Source organism: Amycolatopsis sp. NPDC005961 (assembly GCF_040629235.1).
Classification (GTDB): Bacteria; Actinomycetota; Actinomycetes; order Mycobacteriales; family Pseudonocardiaceae; genus Amycolatopsis; species Amycolatopsis camponoti.
Genome location: NZ_JBEXVF010000020.1, coordinates 38886 through 54509, shown reverse-complemented (window position 1 = coordinate 54509; position 15624 = coordinate 38886). Strand labels below are relative to the sequence as shown.

Here is a 15624-nt window from a genome sequence, read left to right as displayed (position 1 = left end):
AACGCCGGTCGGTGAAAATACGCCTCTTGACGTGCGATCTCGCGATTCGGACACCTCCACTCGTGTGATCTGGGCCAACAGGCTTGCTTTCGCTCCTCGGGATCGGCTTTACTCGGAAGCGTCCATCCCGAGCGACTGAGAGACCTGGCTCGCCGAAGTCGCAGCAACCACCCTCCGCAGGGCAGGTGCTACCGCCAGGACCGATGGAGGCCGTTTCCGATGAAGAGGGTAGCTCGCCCCCTGCTCCTGACCAGGCGTCGCGTAGTCGACGAAGGCCGCCGCTCCGTGACCGCATGTCGACGCTCCCACTGAGCTTGTCGTAGCCGGTCCACCCCTTCTTCACGCACCGTCCACATAGGACGGACTTCGCCTGCGGCCGGGTGCCGTTTCGTGCGCGCACCCCGTTTTCTGGAGCCTTCGTGATCACCGTCGAAAACCTGTCCAAAACCTTTGCCACCAACGGAAACTCGGTCGTCGCCCTGCGCGACGTGAGCGTCGAGGTCCAGGCCGGCTCGCTGTTCGGCGTGGTCGGCCCGGCCGGGTCCGGCAAGTCCGTCCTCGCCCGCTGCATCGCGCTGCAGGAGCGGCCCGACCGCGGCGTCGTCCGCCTCGACGGCCTCAACACCGGCACCCTCGACGGCCGCCGGCTGCGCGAAATCCGCCGTCAGCTCGGCGTCGTTTCGACGAAACCGGAGCTGATCGCCGAGCGCACGATCGCCGGCAACATCGCCTCCCCGCTCGAGCAGCTCGGCGTCGACGGCCCGCAGCGCCGCAGCCGGGTCGGCTCGCTCCTCGACCTCGTCGGCCTGACGCAGCGCGCGACGCAGCGGCCCGGCGAGCTGACCGAGGGCCAGCTCCGCCGCGTCGCGGTCGCGAAGGCGCTGGCCGCGGCGCCGGCCGTGCTGCTCGCCGACGACCCGACCGCCGGCATCGACCCGGAGGAGGCCGGCGCGGTGCTCACCGTGCTCGACCGCGCCCGCGCCGAGCTGGGCACCACCATCGTGGTCACGACCCCGGACGCCGGCGTGGTCCGCCGGGTCTGCGACGACGTCGCGGTGCTCGAAGACGGCACGGTCGTCGAGCGCGGCACCGTCCTCGACCTGGTCTCGAACCCGGCCAGCCGCACCGCGCAGGCGCTGCTGCCCGCCATCGAGACCACCCGCGCCCAGATCGCGCGCTACGACCGCTCGGCCGACGTCGTGCTGGTCGGCTTCGCGTCGGTCGGCGCGCTGCTGCCCGAGGCCGCGGGCCGCTTCGACGTCGAGTTCGCCACGATCGGCGGCGGCCTGACCCGGATCGGCGACACGCCGGTCGGCCGGTTCCGCCTCGGCGTCCGCGGCGAGCGGGCCGACGCGGCGCTGGCGTGGGTCGCCGAGCGCGGCGGCCACGTGACGCACACGGCGCGTGGCCCCCAGGGTGTTGCTGCAGCCTGACCTTGGACGCCGAAGACGCCCCGATGCGCACGTCGCATCGGGGCGTTTCCGTGGCCACGTAGGCTGGTCGGGTGCTCGCTGTAGTTCCGCCCCCAGTCACCGTCCGGGTCCCGGCCAAGGTCAACCTGCACCTGGCGGTCGACGACCTGCGCGAAGACGGTTACCACGAGCTGGTGACCGTGTTCCAGGCTCTGTCGTTGACCGACGAAGTGACCGTCGCGGTCACCGACGAGCCGGGGCTGGAGATCTACGGCGAGGGCGAAGGCTCGGTGCCCACCGACGGCACCAACCTGGCCTGGCGCGCGGTCGAAGCGCTTTCCGCGCACGTCGGCCGCACCGAAGAGCCGAACGTCCGGGTGGTGCTGCGCAAGGGCATCCCGGTCGCGGGCGGCATGGCGGGCGGCAGCGCCGACGCCGCGGCGACCCTGGTCGGGCTGTCGAGCCTCTGGAACCTCGACGTCACGCGCGACGAGCTGGCCGAGATCGCCGCCGGCCTGGGCAGCGACGTCCCGTTCGCCCTCTACGGCGGCACGGCGCTGGGCACCGGCCGGGGCGAGCAGCTCGTCCCGGTGCTGTCGCGGCACACGTTCCACTGGGTGCTGGCCTTCGACTCCGAAGGCCTGTCGACGCCGAAGGTGTTCAAGGAGCTGGACCGCCTGCGCGCGGCGGGCAACCCGCCGCGGATCGGCTCGCACACCCCGGTCGTCGAAGCACTGGCCTCGGGCGACCCGCGGCAGCTGGCGCTGCTGCTGGGCAACGACCTCCAGGCGGCAGCGGTTTCGCTGCGGCCCGAACTGCGCCGGACGCTGCGGGCGGGCGTCAACGCGGGCGCGCTCGCCGGCACGGTCTCCGGATCCGGCCCGACGTGCGCGTTCCTCTGCGAGGACGCGCGGTCGGCGGTGGAGGTCGCCGCGGAGCTGTCGGGCGCGGGGGTGTGCCGCACGGTCCGGGTGGCGCACGGCCCGGTGCCCGGCGCCCGCGTGGTCGGCGGGGACGACGCCCCACGCCCGGCGCCGCCGCGCGTGCACGCCTGATCGTCCACTGTGGATTCATACTTCTCGGAAAGGAACGGCTGAGCGGATGGCCAACCTGGTCAACCTGGAAGCGGTGAGCAAGTCCTACGGGGTGAAGCCACTGCTGGACGGCGTCTCACTGGGCGTCGCGGCCGGGCAGCGCATCGGTGTCGTCGGTCTCAACGGCGGCGGCAAGACCACCCTCCTGGAAGTCCTTTCCGGACTCGCCGCGCCGGATTCCGGGCGGGTGAGCCACGTCGGCGGCCTGCGGATGGCCGTGGTCACCCAGCGGACCGAGCTGCCGGACGGCAGCAGCGTCGGCGAGGTCGTGCTCGAACGCTACGGCGCCGAGCACGAATGGGCGGCCGACGCGCGCGTCCGGTCCATTGTGGACGGCCTGGGCATCACCGCGATCGGGCTGGACACGCCGACCGCGAACCTCTCCGGCGGCGAGCGGCGCCGGGTCTCCCTGGCCGCCGCGCTGACCGGCGAGCTCGACCTCGTCGTGCTCGACGAGCCGACCAACCACCTGGACGTCGAAGGTGTCCAGTGGCTCGCCGACCACCTGCTGAACCGGCGGATCGCGGTCGTGGTCGTCACCCACGACCGGTGGTTCCTCGACACCGTCGCGAGCCTGACGTGGGAGGTCGCGAACGGCCGCGTCGAGCAGTACGAAGGTGGTTACGCCGACTGGATCTTCGCGCGCGCCGAGCGGGCGCGGCTGGCCGCGACGGCCGAGGAGAAGCGGCAGAACCTGGCGCGCAAGGAGCTGGCGTGGCTGCGCCGCGGCCCGCAGGCGCGCTCGTCGAAGCCGCGCTACCGCATCGACGCGGCCGAGGCGCTGATCGCGGACGTGCCGCCGCCGCGCGACTCCGTCGAGCTGATGGCGTTCGCGAAGCGGCGCTTGGGCAAGACCGTGCTGGAGCTGGAAGACACGACGTACACGGTCGGCGACCGGACGCTGCTCGACCACGTCACCTGGCGGGTCGGGCCGGGCGACCGGATCGGCCTGGTCGGGGTCAACGGCTCCGGCAAGACATCCCTGCTGAAGCTGCTGGGCGGCGACGTCGAAGGCTCGACCGGACGCCGGATCGAGGGCAAGACGGTCGCGCTCGCGCACCTGCGCCAGGAGCTCGACGACCTGCCCGGCGACCTGCGCGTGCTACAGGCGATCGAGCAGGTGGCCGGGAGCGTGGTGTTCGGCAAGCAGGAGATGACGGCGTCGCAGCTGGGCGAGAAGCTCGGCTTCCCGCAGGAGCGCCAGTGGACCCCGGTCGGCGACCTGTCGGGCGGCGAGCGGCGCCGGCTGCAGCTGTGCCGGCTGCTGATGGCCGAGCCGAACGTCCTGCTCCTCGACGAGCCGACGAACGACCTGGACATCGACACGCTGCAGCAGCTGGAGGACCTCCTCGACGGCTGGCCGGGCACGATGGTCGTGGTCTCGCACGACCGCTACCTGGTGGAACGCGTCTGCGACACGATCGTCGCCCTCTTCGGCGACGGCCGCATCACCCACCTGCCGGGCGGCATCGAGGAGTACTTGAACCGTCGCGCGCTGGCCAAGGAACCGGCGGCCGCGGCGGCCCCGACGGCGGCGAAGGCAGAGGCGAAGAAGTCGGCGGCGGACCTGCGCGCGGCACAGAAGGATCTGGGGCGCCTGGAGCGCAAGCTGGACCAGCTGCACGCGAAGGAGGAGAAGCTCCACGCGGCCTTGCTGGAGGCGGCGACGGACCCGGCGAAGCTGATGTCGCTCAACGCCGAGCTGAAGGGCGTCCAGGCCGAGGTGGCGGACGTCGAGGGCCGCTGGCTGGAGACCTCCGAGCTGCTGGAGTGAGCTGTTTCCGCCTTGATCGGCGGATGTTGACAGCGAGACAGTAATCTCTGGCCATGAGCAGGTTCGTGGACACGCTCGTCGCCACCGCGGCGGGCCGGGGTCAGCAGCGTGGCATGGTCACCGGAGAGCCGAAGGAGCCGGTCCGGCGGACCTGGGCCGAGGTGCACGAACAGGCCCGGCGGGTCGCCGGTGGCCTGGTCGCGGGTGGGTTCGAGCAGGGGACGGCGGTCGGGGTGCTGGCCGCCGCGCCGGTGCTGATCGCGCCGACCGTGCAGGCCGTCTGGCTGGCCGGGGGCAGCGTCACCATGCTGCACCAGCCCACCCCGCGCACCGACCTCGCCGAATGGGCCGAGGACACCGTGCGCGTGCTCGGGATGATCGGCTCGAACCTCGTGCTGCTGGGCGAGCCCTTCGACCAGCTCGCGCCGGTGCTCGAGGAGAAGGGCATCGGCTACCGGCTCATCACCGAGCTGACCGAAGCCGAGCCGCTCGCCGACGTCGTCACCACGGACGAGGGCGACACCGCGCTCCTGCAGCTCACCAGCGGCTCGACCGCCGACCCCAAGGCCGTGCGGATCACCTACGGGAACCTCTACTCCAACGTCAAGGCCATGGTCGACCGCGCGGAGTTCGACTTCGACACCGACGTGATGGTGTCCTGGCTGCCGACGTTCCACGACATGGGGATGGTCGGCTTCCTGACCGTGCCGATGACCTTCGGCGTCGAGCTGGTCAAGATCACGCCCGTCGAGTTCCTTTCCGGGCCGTTGATCTGGCCCGAGCTGATCACCAAGTACGGCGGCACGACGACGGCGGCGCCGAACTTCGCGTACGCCATCGTCGGGCGCCGGATGGCGCGCGTCGACGAGGACGACGCCTATGACCTCTCGAAGCTGCGGATCGCCCTGAACGGCGCCGAGCCCATCGACGAGACCGCCGTCCAGACCTTTGTGGACGCCGGCGCCCGGTTCAAGATGCCTGCGGAATGCGTTTTCCCGGCCTACGGCATGGCCGAGGCGACGCTCGCCGTGTCGTTCGCCCCGCTGTTCACCGGGCTCACGCTCGACGTCGTCGAGGCCGACGCGCTGGAGGCGGACAACCGCGCGGTGCCGGTCCCCGAGGGCGACCCGCGGCGCGGCACCGACAGCGTCCGGTCGTTCGCGCTGCTCGGCCGTCCGCTGGACGGGCTGGAAGCCGAGATCGTCGACGACGCGGGTGCGTCGCTCGGCGACCGCGAAGTCGGCGAGATCCGGCTGCGCGGCGAGGCCGTGACGCCCGGCTACCTGACCATGGAGGGCCCGCTCGACACCCAGGACGCCGACGGCTGGCTGAACACCGGCGACCTCGGGTACCTGGTGGACGGCCAGATCGTCATCTGCGGGCGCCGCAAGGACGTCATCATCATGGGCGGCCGCAACCTGTACCCGACGGACATCGAGCGCGCGGCGACGTCGGTCGAGGGCGTCCGGGCGGGCAACGCGGTGGCGGTGCGGCTGGACGCGGGCAGCCGCCGCGAGCGGTTCGCGGTGGTCGTGGAGTCGAAGCTGGCGGGCGACGCCGAGGCCGAGAAGAACCTGATGAAGCAGGTCTCGGCCCGGGTGCGCGACGCCGTCGACATGCGGCCGTACGCGGTGGTGGTGCTGCCGGCGGGGAGCCTGCCGAAGACCCCGTCGGGCAAGGTCAAGCGCGCGGCGACGGCCCAGCAGTTCGCCGACAAGATCAAGAAGAACGCCGACGCCTGACGCACTCCGGCGGCGGGCCGTGGGGACCCGCCGCCGGAGAGGTCAGCGCTGCTGGAGACGTTCCGCGTGGATCGTCGGCGGGGCCGCGCGTTCGGTCGTGGCTTCCGATGGGGTACGCGCGCCCGGGAGGCCCGGTGCGTGGCCGGTGCGGGCGGCGAGCTGGTCTTCCACCGAGTCGAGGAACTCGTCGACCTCGCGCTCGTCGTAGCCGCGCTTGCCGATCAGCGGCTTCGCGAACATGACGTGGTGCACTTCGGCGGCGGTCAGGTCGTCCTCCTCGGCGAGCGTCTTGGCGACGCGCCGGACGAACTCGTCGACCTCGTGCTTCGCGTAGCCACGGCGGCCGATCGGGGCGTTACCGAAGGTGACCTCGGCGAGGTCTTCGGCGGTGAACGACATGCAACTCTCCGATTCCGGGGTTGTGCGGTGCGAACTGCCGTACACCGTCCTAACCCGCGGACGGGTTCCCCGGAAGGGGCAGACCTCGAAGCTCACCCCGACGGGCGGACGCCGTCCGCCTGTGAGTGAGCCGGGACTACTCAGCGCTGTGTGGCCGGATTCACACTCGTCAGGACCGGCCGAACCACTTCCGCGGGCCCTCCGGGCGCCGCTCCTCGACCGCCGGCCGCGGGTTCCGCAGCTCGATGAGCGCCGCCTCCGCCTCGTCCAGGAACAGGTCGACCTGAGCCTGGTCGTAGCTGCGCATGCCGACCGGCATGATCGTGAAGTCGACGTAGTGGATGTCGTCGGCGGTCAGGATGTTCCGGCCGTCGAGCGCATCGGCGATCAGGTCGAGGAAGGCGTCGACCTCGTCCTCGTTGTAGCCGCGCCGGCCGAAACGGGGTTTGCCGAACGCGATCGCCCGGACTTCGTCAGGGGTCATGGGTTCACCTTGCCACCGATGTCAGCCTGCATGGAAGGCGTTTTGCGCGGCCGCGAGACCCGTTCCGACCAGGGCTTCGGTCGCGTCCGCGCACCGGTCCACCTCGAACGGGAGCTCCTTGCGCTCGACCGTCCCGAAGTCCTTCAGCACGAAGTCCGCCGGGTCCTGGCGGCCGGGCGGGCGGCCGATGCCGAACCGGACCCGGTAGTAGTCACGGGTGCCGAGCGACTTCGTGATCGAGCGGAGTCCGTTGTGCCCGTTGTCGCCGCCGCCGAACTTGAGCTTCAGCGCGCCGAAGTCGACGTCCAGCTCGTCGTGCACGACGACGATGCCGGTCGGCGGCACCTTGTAGAACCGCGCCGCGCCGACCACGGGCCCGCCGGAGAGGTTCATGTAGGTGCGCGGCTTCACCAGCACGACCCGGCGGCCGGACAGCCGGCCTTCGAGCACCTCGCCGCCGCTCTTGTGCGTCTTGAACTTGCCGCCGATCCGGGAGGCGAGCTCGTCCAGCACCATGAAGCCGACATTGTGCCGGTTTCCGGCGTACTGGGGTCCGGGATTGCCGAGGCCGGCGAGCAGGATCAGCTCGCCGGCCCCGGGCAGGTCTTCGGTCATGCAAAAAAGGTAACAGCGGAGCGAAGCTCCTCCGTTGAGGGTGGTGGCGGGGAGGAAGGCGGAGGCTATTCGGCGGCTTCGGCCGACTCTTCGCCCGCTTCGGCGGCGTCGTCGTCGGCCTCTTCACGCTGCGGCTCGTTCACGGCGACGACCAGCGACTCGGGGTCGGTGACCAGGGTGGCGCCCTGCGGCAGCTCGACCTGGCCGGCCAGGACCTGGCTGCCGACCTCGAGGCCCTCGATCGAGACCTCGAACTGCTCCGGGATGTGCAGCGCCTCGACCTCGACCTGCAGGGTGTCGACGTCCTGGTTGACCAGGCCACCGGGGCCGGGGTTGCCCGTGACGACGACCGGCACGTCGACGACGATCTTCTCGCCGCGCTTCACGACCAGCAGGTCGACGTGCTCGATGTAGTTCTTGAGCGGGTGCACGACGATGGTCTTCGTCAGCGCGAGCTCGTCGGAGCCCTCGAGCGCGAGGGTGATGACGGCGTTGGAGCCGTTCTCGCGGACGACGCGGGCGAACTCGATGGCCGGCAGCGCGAAGTGCCGCGGGTCCGAGCCGTGGCCGTACAGGACGGCGGGGATCTTGCCGGCGCGACGCGTGCGACGCGCGGCGCCCTTGCCGAACTCGGTGCGCGGCTCGACGGACAGACGTACCTCGGACACGGTGTGGCACTCCTTCAAATCACGAACATGGTGCGGGAGACAGCATGCTGCGGCGGGGATGCTTGCGTTGTTCTGTTCAGGCGGTTGCGGCGGCGAGTTTCAGGCGTGCACGACAGCCGGGGCTACTCGAGCCGCCGCGTCGATCACGCCGGGCACCCGAGTAGGGCCCCGCCTCGCCGAGACAACCTCAAGAGTGTAAACCAACCTCATCACGGTGGGTTGCGGCGGGGGCCCGGGCCAGGCTAGAACCCTCCTGAACCCCGGTGCGTGACGACACAAATCCGGTGGCGGGACTTCACCGGCCGAGGTGTGCTCGGACGCAGGCGCAGAGCAAGGGGCGGAAGATGCGGGCTCGACGGGCCATGGCGGCGGCGGTGCTGCTGCTGGGCGGACTGCTGGCCGGCTGCCAGGTGGCGGTCCCCGGCACCGCCGGGGTCTCGGCCGCGGGGCAGCAGACGGCCGACCGGCGCGCCGAGCAGCGCGCCGCGGTCGACGCGGCCCTCACCGCGCTGGGCCAGGCGCCTGCGCTCTCCCTGAAGTCGGTGACCAAGGGCGCCGAGCAGCAGTTCCGGGTCACCCGCGGCGGCAGCGCGTTCGGCGGGCTGCCGCTCGAGGGACGCGTCGTCCAGGTGACGTCGGCCGCGGGCCAGTTCTACCTGCAGGCCGACGCCGACTACTGGAAGGCGCACGCCATCGACGAGGGCACGCAGTTCGGCACGAGCTGGGTGCGCTCGCTCGGCTCCGAGCTGCCCTTCGACCCCGCGGCCCGGTTGGCCCCGCAGGCGCTGGCCGACGGGCTGCGCAAGGCCCTGTCCGGCCTCGACCGGCTGGGCGACCCGGTCAAGGCGAAGCTGCCGGACGGCACCGAGGTCTACCAGCTCGGCGCCGCGCCCAGCGTCCTGCGCGTCACCACGGCCAAGCCGAACCGGGTCGTCAGCTTCGCCCCGGCGCTGCTCGACCCGCAGGCCGGGCCGAAGTTCGGTGCCGAGTTCCGCGTCGACCCGATCGCCGGCGACGCGCTGAAGACGTTCCACACCGATCTCGACAACGCCGTCGGCGGACTGGGGCAGCCGTTCGAGGGCCTGGTGCAGGCCAGCGCCGTCGTCACGAACGACACCCTCGACTGCAAGGACTTCGTCGGCTCCTGCACGACGACCGTCGACGTCTCCACCAGCGTGGTCGGCTCGTCGGCCTCGGGCGGGAAGAGCGTCGTCCACATCAACCTCTCGGTCGAGGTCAGCGCCGACTCGCTCGGTGCGCAGACCTGCACGACGGCGGCCGACGCCGAGCCGTACGCGACGGTGAAGATGTCCTGCACGGTCAAGTTCAAGCTGCCGAACCGCACGGCCAGCTACCAGGTGCTGTCCAAGCCGAACGCGACGGCGGAGGTGCGCGCGGCCCTCGACGTCAACGCGGTGAAGCAGAAGGTCGCCGCGGAGTTCGCGGGCCTGGGCGGCTGAGCTGGACACCTACCCGGGGGTGCGTTCCTTCCGTTGAAGTAGGTGGACTTCCGTTCCTAGCATCGGCTGCGGACAGCCGAAACGAACGGAGAAATGACATGGCCAAGCTGGTGGTTTTCGGAGCGACGGGGTACGCCGGGGGCAAGATCGGCGCCGAGGCGTTGCGGCGCGGGCACGAGGTGGTCGGCGTCGCGCGCAACCCCGGCTCGGTGCCCGATGGCGTCGACGAGCACCAGGGCTCCCTGCACGACGAGGAGTTCGTCGCGCGGGTCGCCAAGGACGCGGACGTCATCGTGGTCGCCACCCCGGCCCGCGCGATCGACGGCCGGAAGCTGATCGACGCGGTGCCGTCGCTGGCCCGGATCGCGCGGGAGAACGGCGTCCGGCTGTCGTTCGTCGGCGGTGCGGCGAGCCTGCTGGTCGCCGAAGGCGGTCCGCGGCTGTTCGACACCCCGGAGTTCCCGGCCGAGTACAAGGAAGAGGCCGGCAACCACGCCGAGGTGCTCGGCCTGCTGCGCGAGCAGCCCGAGGACCTCGACTGGTTCTACGTCAGCCCGGCCGCCGAGTTCGGGGCCTGGACCCCGGGCGAGCGCAAGGGTGAGTTCCGGCTCGGCGGCGACGTCCTGGTGACCGACGAGAACGGCAAGTCGCACATCGGCGGCGACGACTTCGCGACCGCGTACGTCGACGAGATCGAGCAGCCGAAGCACCGCCGCGCGCGGTTCACCGTCGCTTACTGAAGTTCTTTCAGCACGGGCGCGAAGGTTTCGATGAACGGCTCGAAGACCGTGATGTAGGAGAAGCCGTAGCGTTCGCGCCGCTGTTCGAGCTGCCCGGCGATCTCCTCGACCGTGCCCAGCAGGAGCTGGGGCGCGTCGAGGAGTTCCCGGGCGACGGCGCCGCGCTCGGTCAGCTCGTGCCACGCCGCGGCAGCGCGGTCTCGGTCGCCGGTGACCTCGACGTGCTGGACCAGCATGTTGTATTCGGGGTCGCGGCCGGTGCGGGAACGGAAGTACGCGACGCGCTCGTCCATCGCCTCGGCGTTGTCGAGCTTGAAGGTGCCCGGCGGCTTGCCCGGCTGCTGCCGGAGCCCGCCGAACCCGACGACGTCCGCGTGCTCGGCGGCCAGCTCCAGGACGCCGTCGCTGTTGCCCGCGATCAGCAGCCGCGGGTGGTCGATACCCTCGTCCTCGAAGTGTTTTCGCAGGTAGGAAAGGCTCTCGGTGAGGTAGGCGATCCGCTTGGCGGCGTTCTGCCAGGGGAGGCCGGCGGCGTCGAACTCGGCCTTCATGTGCCCGGCACCGAGGCCGAGGTCGAGCCGCCCGTCGAGCAGCGCGGCCGTCGAGGAGGCTTCGCGTGCGAAGAGCGCGAGGTTGTAGAAGGGCACGTTGGAGACGAGGGTGCCGAGCCGCGGCCGTTCGGTGACGGCGGCGGCCATGGCGAGCACGGGGAACGGCGCGAACCGCCCGGTGCCGAGGTGGTCGGGCACGGTGATGACGTCGTAGCCGAGTTCCTCGGCGCGACGGCACTTGGCGATCCACGCGTCCCGGCTGCCGATTTCGCGGAAGCTGACGCCGAACTTGAAGTTCCCCATGCCGCTGACGCTAGCGGCGGGAACCGCCGCCGGGCGCGAAGTTCGCGCCCGGCGGACGACGGCAGCGGAAAGCCCGCCCTCCCGACGCGGGAGAGCGGGCTTCCGGGAAAGAACCGTCAGGCGTTGCCGTCGAACAGCGAAGTGACCGAGCCGTCTTCGAAGACCTGCTGGATGGCCTCCGCCAGCATCGGGGCGATCGACAGGACTGTCAGCCCGTCGAAGCGCTTCTCCTCCGGGATCGGCAGCGAGTTCGTCACGATCACCTCGCGCGCCTTGCACTGCGAGAGCCGCTCGGTCGCCGGGTCGGACAGGATGCCGTGGGTCGTCGCGATGACCACGTCCGCCGCGCCCTCGTCGATCAGGGCCTCGGTGGCCTTCACGATCGTGCCGCCCGTGTCGATCATGTCGTCGATCAGGACGCAGAGCTTGCCCTCGACCTTGCCGACCACGCGGTTCGCCACGGCCTGGTTCGGCTTGTCCGGGTCGCGCGTCTTGTGGATGAACGCGATCGGCCGGTCACCCAGCTGCTGCGCCCACTTCTCGGCCAGCCGCACGCGGCCCGAGTCCGGCGAGACGACCGTGATGTCGGCGTCGCCGTAGGTCTTCTTGATGTGGTCGGCCAGCACGCTCTGCGCCATCAGGTGGTCGACGGGGCCGTCGAAGAAGCCCTGGATCTGCGCGGTGTGCAGGTCGACCGTCATGATCCGGTCGGCGCCCGCCGTCTTGAACAGGTCCGCGATCAGCCGCGCCGAGATCGGCTCGCGGCCCTTGTGCTTCTTGTCCTGGCGCGCGTACGGGTAGAACGGCATCACCACGGTGATCCGCTTCGCGCTCGCCCGCTTGAGCGCGTCCACCATGATCAGCTGCTCCATCACGTACTCGTTGATGGGCGTGGTGTGCGCCTGGATGACGAAGGCGTCGGTCCCGCGGACGGACTCCTCGAAGCGGACGAACAGCTCGCCGTTGGCGAACGTGTGGGCCGTCTGCGGGGTGATCGTCACGTTGAGGTGCTCGGCGACCTCTTCCGCGAGCTCCCGGTGTGCGCGTCCGGAGAAGAGCATGAGGTTCTTCTTCGGCGTGCCTTGCTTCGGACTCATGCTGGCGACTCCCCGTCGGTTCCTGCTGCTGACTCGGCGTCGAGGGCGGCCTGGGCCGCCTCCGCCGCGGGCGTACCCGGCCGGCGCCGGATCGCCCAGCCTTCGATGTTGCGCTGCGGCGGCGCCGACACCGCGAGTGTGCCCGGGGGGACGTCCTCGCGGATCACGGCACCCGCCCCACTGTAAGCGCCGTCACCGACCTGCACCGGAGCGACGAACGTGTTGTCCGCGCCCAACCGGACATAGGACCCGATAACGGTCCGGTGCTTGTTCACGCCGTCGTAGTTCACGAACACGCTCGAGCAGCCGATGTTGCTGTGCTCGCCGATCGTGGCGTCGCCGACGTAGGTCAGGTGCGGCACCTTCGTGCCGGCGCCGATGTCGGCCGCCTTCGTCTCGACGAACGCGCCGAGCTTGCCCTTTTCGCCCAGCTTCGTGCCCGGCCGCAGGTAGGTGAACGGGCCGACGTTGACGCCGTCGCCCAGTTCCGAGTCCGAGCCGTGCACGCGCACGACGGAGGCGCCGGCGCCGATGACCATGTTCGTCAGGGTGCTGTCCGGCCCGAGGATCGTGCCCTCGCCGACCGACGTCGTGCCCTTGAGCTGGACGCCGGGCTCGATGACGACGTCCCGCGACAGCGTCACGCCCGCGTCGATCCAGGTAGTGGCCGGGTCGACGACCGTGACGCCCTCCCGCTGCCAGCGCTGCACGATCCGGCGGTTGAGCTCGGCGCCGAGCACCGACAGCTGGACGCGGTCGTTGACGCCCTCGGTCAGCCACGGGTCGTCGACGACGAGCGCGCCGACGTGCAGCCCGTCGCCGTTCGCGATGCCCAGGACGTCGGTGAGGTAGAGCTCGCCCTGCGCGTTGTCCGTCGAGAGGCGGGAGAGGCCGTCGCGCAGCACCGCGGCGTCGAAGGCGTAGACGCCCGAGTTGATCTCGGTGATCTCCGCCTGCTCCGGGGTCGCGTCCTTGTGCTCGACGATCCCGGTGACCTTGCCGGCCGCGTCGCGCACGATCCGGCCGTACCCGGACGGGTTCGCGACGACGGCGGTGAGCACGGTGACGGCGTTCTTCGCCTCGGTGTGCTCGTCGAGGAGCGCGCCCAGGGTCGCGGTGTCCAGCAGCGGGACGTCGCCGTAGCTGACGATCACCGTGCCGGTGAGGTCCGCCGGCAGGGTCGCGAGCGCGCAGCCCACGGCGTGCCCGGTGCCCTTCTGCTCGGCCTGCACGGCGGTGCCGACCTCGCGCCCGAGGGCCGTGCCGACGTCGGCGAGGTGGGCGCCGACCGCCTCGCGGCCGTGGCCGGTCACCACGACGAGGTGCTCCGGGTCCAGGCCGGCCGCGGCCCGGACGGCGTGTTCCACGAGGGGCCGCCCGGCGATCGGGTGCAACACCTTCGGGGTCGCGGATCGCATGCGGGTGCCCTCACCCGCGGCGAGGATCAACGTGCTCAGCGGGCCGGTCAACGGCGCTCCCAACGGTTACCAAAAAATGGCTTCTGTCGGGACACGATCCTAACTGGGCTCTTCGGGGTCCCACGCGGGGTCGGTGGGTATGCCTTCGCCCGCCCACGCGGCAGCCGGGTCGGCGGCCATCGAGTTCGCCGACGCCACCTGGTTGCCGCCACCGCGTTTCGCCTGGTACATGGCCGCGTCCGCGCGTGCGAGGACCTGCTCGCCACGCTCCTGCGGCCGCAGCGAAACGAGCCCGATGGACAGCGTGACGCCGTGCGAAAGGTGGTGCGGCAGGCCCGCGACGGACTTCACCGCGCGCCCGAGCGCCATCTTCGCCGCGGACGCCGGCGTGCCCGGGAGCAGGACGATGAACTCGTCGCCGCCGTAGCGCGCCACGAGGTCGTCGCCGCGCAGCGCGTCACGCAGCGTGCTCGCGACGACGCGCAGCACGTTGTCGCCTTCGGCGTGGGACGCCTTGTCGTTGACGCCCTTGAAGCCGTCGAGGTCGACGAGCGCGACGGCGAGCGGCTGCGCGTCGGCCGACGACGCGAGCTGGCGCAGCTTCTCGTCCAGCGCGCGCCGGTTCGGCAGGCCGGTGAGCGGGTCCTGCAGGGCCTGCTGCGTGATCGCGCCGTGCTCGGCCGAGAGCCGTTCGTGCTCGCGACGCGCGTTCAGCGTGGCGATCTGCGACTCGCGCAGGCTCCACATCTCGGACTCGAGCCGGGTGGCGTAGTCGATCAGCGACTGGCTGGCGCCGGACGCGTAGTCCGGGCTGGTGTCCAGCCGGGCCAGCTCACGGGCGATGTTCAGCCGCATCGACGGCTGCGAGGTGTCGTCGGTCAGCGACTCGCGGGCGTGCCGCAGCACGCCGAGAGCGTCTTCGCGGCGGCCGGCCTGGTCGAGGCAGCGGGCCAGCGCGATCGCGACGATCTCGCGTTCGCCCGGGTAGCCGGTGCCTTCGTGCAGCGCCCGGAGCCGGTCGATCTGGTCGGCGCTCGGGCTGTGCAGCGCCTGCGCCGAGGCGAGGACGCCGACCTGGTCGACGGCCGGGACGCCCGCCTTCCGCGGGAACAGCGACTCGGTGAACGGGCCTTCGGCGGCCACGGCCATGGAAGCGGCGGTGCGGAACTTCTCGGCGCTTTCGTCGTACTCGTCGATGCGCTCGAGCCGCAGGCCCCAGCCGAGCAGCATCTTGACCCGGTTCATCAGCTGCAGCGTGATCTCGTGCGGGCTCGCGCTCTCGCGGATCACGGAGGCGGCGCGGCCGATGACCTCTTCGGCGGCTTCGTACACGCCGAGCTGGTTGAGCACGATCCAGCAGTCGTTCAGCGCCGACCACAGCATCCGGTTCCACTGGCGGATGCCGACCTGCCGGTTCGGGATCGCGGAGTCGTCGAGGATGGCCAGCGCGCGGGCGATCTCGGTGAGCGCGGGGTCTTCCTGCGCGGCGATCACCAGCCGCCGGCCGCGCAGCGCGTGCGCGTCGGCCCGCAGCAGCGCGAGGCCGTGGCGCCGGGTGTGCGCGAGCATCTCGTCGAGCCGCGGTTCGGCCTCCGCGGCCAGGCCCTTGGTGATCAGCCGGGCGATCGCGGACGCGCGCAGGAGCTGCGCGATCATCGTCGGCTCGCCGCGGCGCTGGGTCTCGTCGAGGAGCTCGTCCATCAGCTCGACGATCTGGAGCTGCTGGGTGTAGTCCTGCCGCTGGACCGCGGCGATCAGCTCCCGCGCACGCCCGACCAGCCAGGCATCGGACATTTCGGCCAGGGCGGGACGCCTGGCCGCACCCGGGTCGGTCGCCTCGTCGGTCAGCGCCAACCTCCCGGTGTCG

General features: G+C 71.3%; 14 protein-coding genes and 1 riboswitch. Of the genes, 6 read left to right on the top strand and 8 right to left on the bottom strand.

Annotated features, from left to right (window positions below):
• Positions 1–119: 119 nt before the first annotated feature.
• Positions 120–210: riboswitch (SAM riboswitch) on the top strand.
• Positions 211–419: 209 nt separating this feature from the next.
• The 4 genes from ABZ342_RS20120 (at position 420) to ABZ342_RS20105 (ending at position 6022) form a co-directional block, all read left to right on the top strand.
• Entirely contained in the window at positions 420–1433 is a 1014-nt protein-coding gene (locus ABZ342_RS20120; RefSeq protein WP_155540892.1) for an ATP-binding cassette domain-containing protein, read from the top strand.
• Between the two features lie 71 nt (positions 1434–1504).
• Positions 1505–2467, top strand: a complete 963-nt coding sequence (locus tag ABZ342_RS20115; protein ID WP_360474933.1) for a 4-(cytidine 5'-diphospho)-2-C-methyl-D-erythritol kinase — start codon at positions 1505–1507, stop codon at positions 2465–2467.
• A 46-nt stretch (positions 2468–2513) separates the two neighbouring features.
• The gene (locus ABZ342_RS20110; protein WP_360474930.1) at positions 2514–4280 is read left to right on the top strand and encodes an ABC-F family ATP-binding cassette domain-containing protein; all 1767 of its coding nucleotides are present in this window, start codon (positions 2514–2516) and stop codon (positions 4278–4280) included.
• 53 nt (positions 4281–4333) lie between these two features.
• On the top strand, positions 4334–6022 hold the full coding sequence (locus tag ABZ342_RS20105; protein ID WP_360474927.1) for a fatty acyl-AMP ligase: 1689 nt from the start codon (positions 4334–4336) through the stop codon (positions 6020–6022).
• Positions 6023–6064: 42 nt separating this feature from the next.
• Here ABZ342_RS20105 and ABZ342_RS20100 read toward each other — a convergent pair whose 3' ends face one another.
• From ABZ342_RS20100 to ABZ342_RS20085, 4 genes are all read right to left on the bottom strand, one after another.
• Entirely contained in the window at positions 6065–6421 is a 357-nt protein-coding gene (locus ABZ342_RS20100; protein ID WP_155540896.1) for a DivIVA domain-containing protein, read from the bottom strand.
• Between the two features lie 169 nt (positions 6422–6590).
• A complete protein-coding gene (locus ABZ342_RS20095) occupies positions 6591–6905 on the bottom strand; it encodes a DivIVA domain-containing protein (RefSeq protein WP_155540897.1) in 315 nt (104 codons plus the stop codon).
• Between the two features lie 21 nt (positions 6906–6926).
• Positions 6927–7520: an aminoacyl-tRNA hydrolase gene (gene pth / locus ABZ342_RS20090; protein ID WP_155540898.1), complete on the bottom strand. Its 594-nt coding sequence runs from the start codon at positions 7518–7520 to the stop codon at positions 6927–6929.
• Positions 7521–7585: 65 nt separating this feature from the next.
• Complete coding sequence (locus ABZ342_RS20085) at positions 7586–8188, bottom strand: 50S ribosomal protein L25/general stress protein Ctc (RefSeq protein WP_155540899.1); 603 nt, start codon at positions 8186–8188, stop codon at positions 7586–7588.
• A 344-nt stretch (positions 8189–8532) separates the two neighbouring features.
• Here ABZ342_RS20085 and ABZ342_RS20080 point away from each other — a divergent pair, with 344 nt between their 5' ends.
• Positions 8533–9648, top strand: a complete 1116-nt coding sequence (locus ABZ342_RS20080; protein WP_360474922.1) for a hypothetical protein — start codon at positions 8533–8535, stop codon at positions 9646–9648.
• A gap of 98 nt (positions 9649–9746) precedes the next feature.
• Positions 9747–10388, top strand: coding sequence for an NAD(P)H-binding protein (locus tag ABZ342_RS20075; RefSeq protein WP_155540900.1), 642 nt, complete (start codon positions 9747–9749; stop codon positions 10386–10388).
• Here the strand turns inward: ABZ342_RS20075 and ABZ342_RS20070 are convergent.
• From ABZ342_RS20070 to ABZ342_RS20055, 4 genes are all read right to left on the bottom strand, one after another.
• Positions 10382–11242, bottom strand: a complete 861-nt coding sequence (locus ABZ342_RS20070; RefSeq protein ID WP_360474918.1) for a TIGR03621 family F420-dependent LLM class oxidoreductase — start codon at positions 11240–11242, stop codon at positions 10382–10384. The genes ABZ342_RS20075 and ABZ342_RS20070 overlap by 7 nt on opposite strands.
• 116 nt (positions 11243–11358) lie before the next feature.
• A complete protein-coding gene (locus ABZ342_RS20065; protein ID WP_155540902.1) occupies positions 11359–12339 on the bottom strand; it encodes a ribose-phosphate diphosphokinase in 981 nt (326 codons plus the stop codon).
• On the bottom strand, positions 12336–13808 hold the full coding sequence (gene glmU, locus ABZ342_RS20060) for a bifunctional UDP-N-acetylglucosamine diphosphorylase/glucosamine-1-phosphate N-acetyltransferase GlmU (protein WP_360474914.1): 1473 nt from the start codon (positions 13806–13808) through the stop codon (positions 12336–12338). The genes ABZ342_RS20065 and glmU overlap by 4 nt, the downstream gene beginning before the upstream one ends.
• A 48-nt stretch (positions 13809–13856) precedes the next feature.
• The gene (locus ABZ342_RS20055; protein ID WP_360474911.1) at positions 13857–15611 is read right to left on the bottom strand and encodes a GGDEF domain-containing protein; all 1755 of its coding nucleotides are present in this window, start codon (positions 15609–15611) and stop codon (positions 13857–13859) included.
• Positions 15612–15624 lie beyond the last annotated feature (13 nt).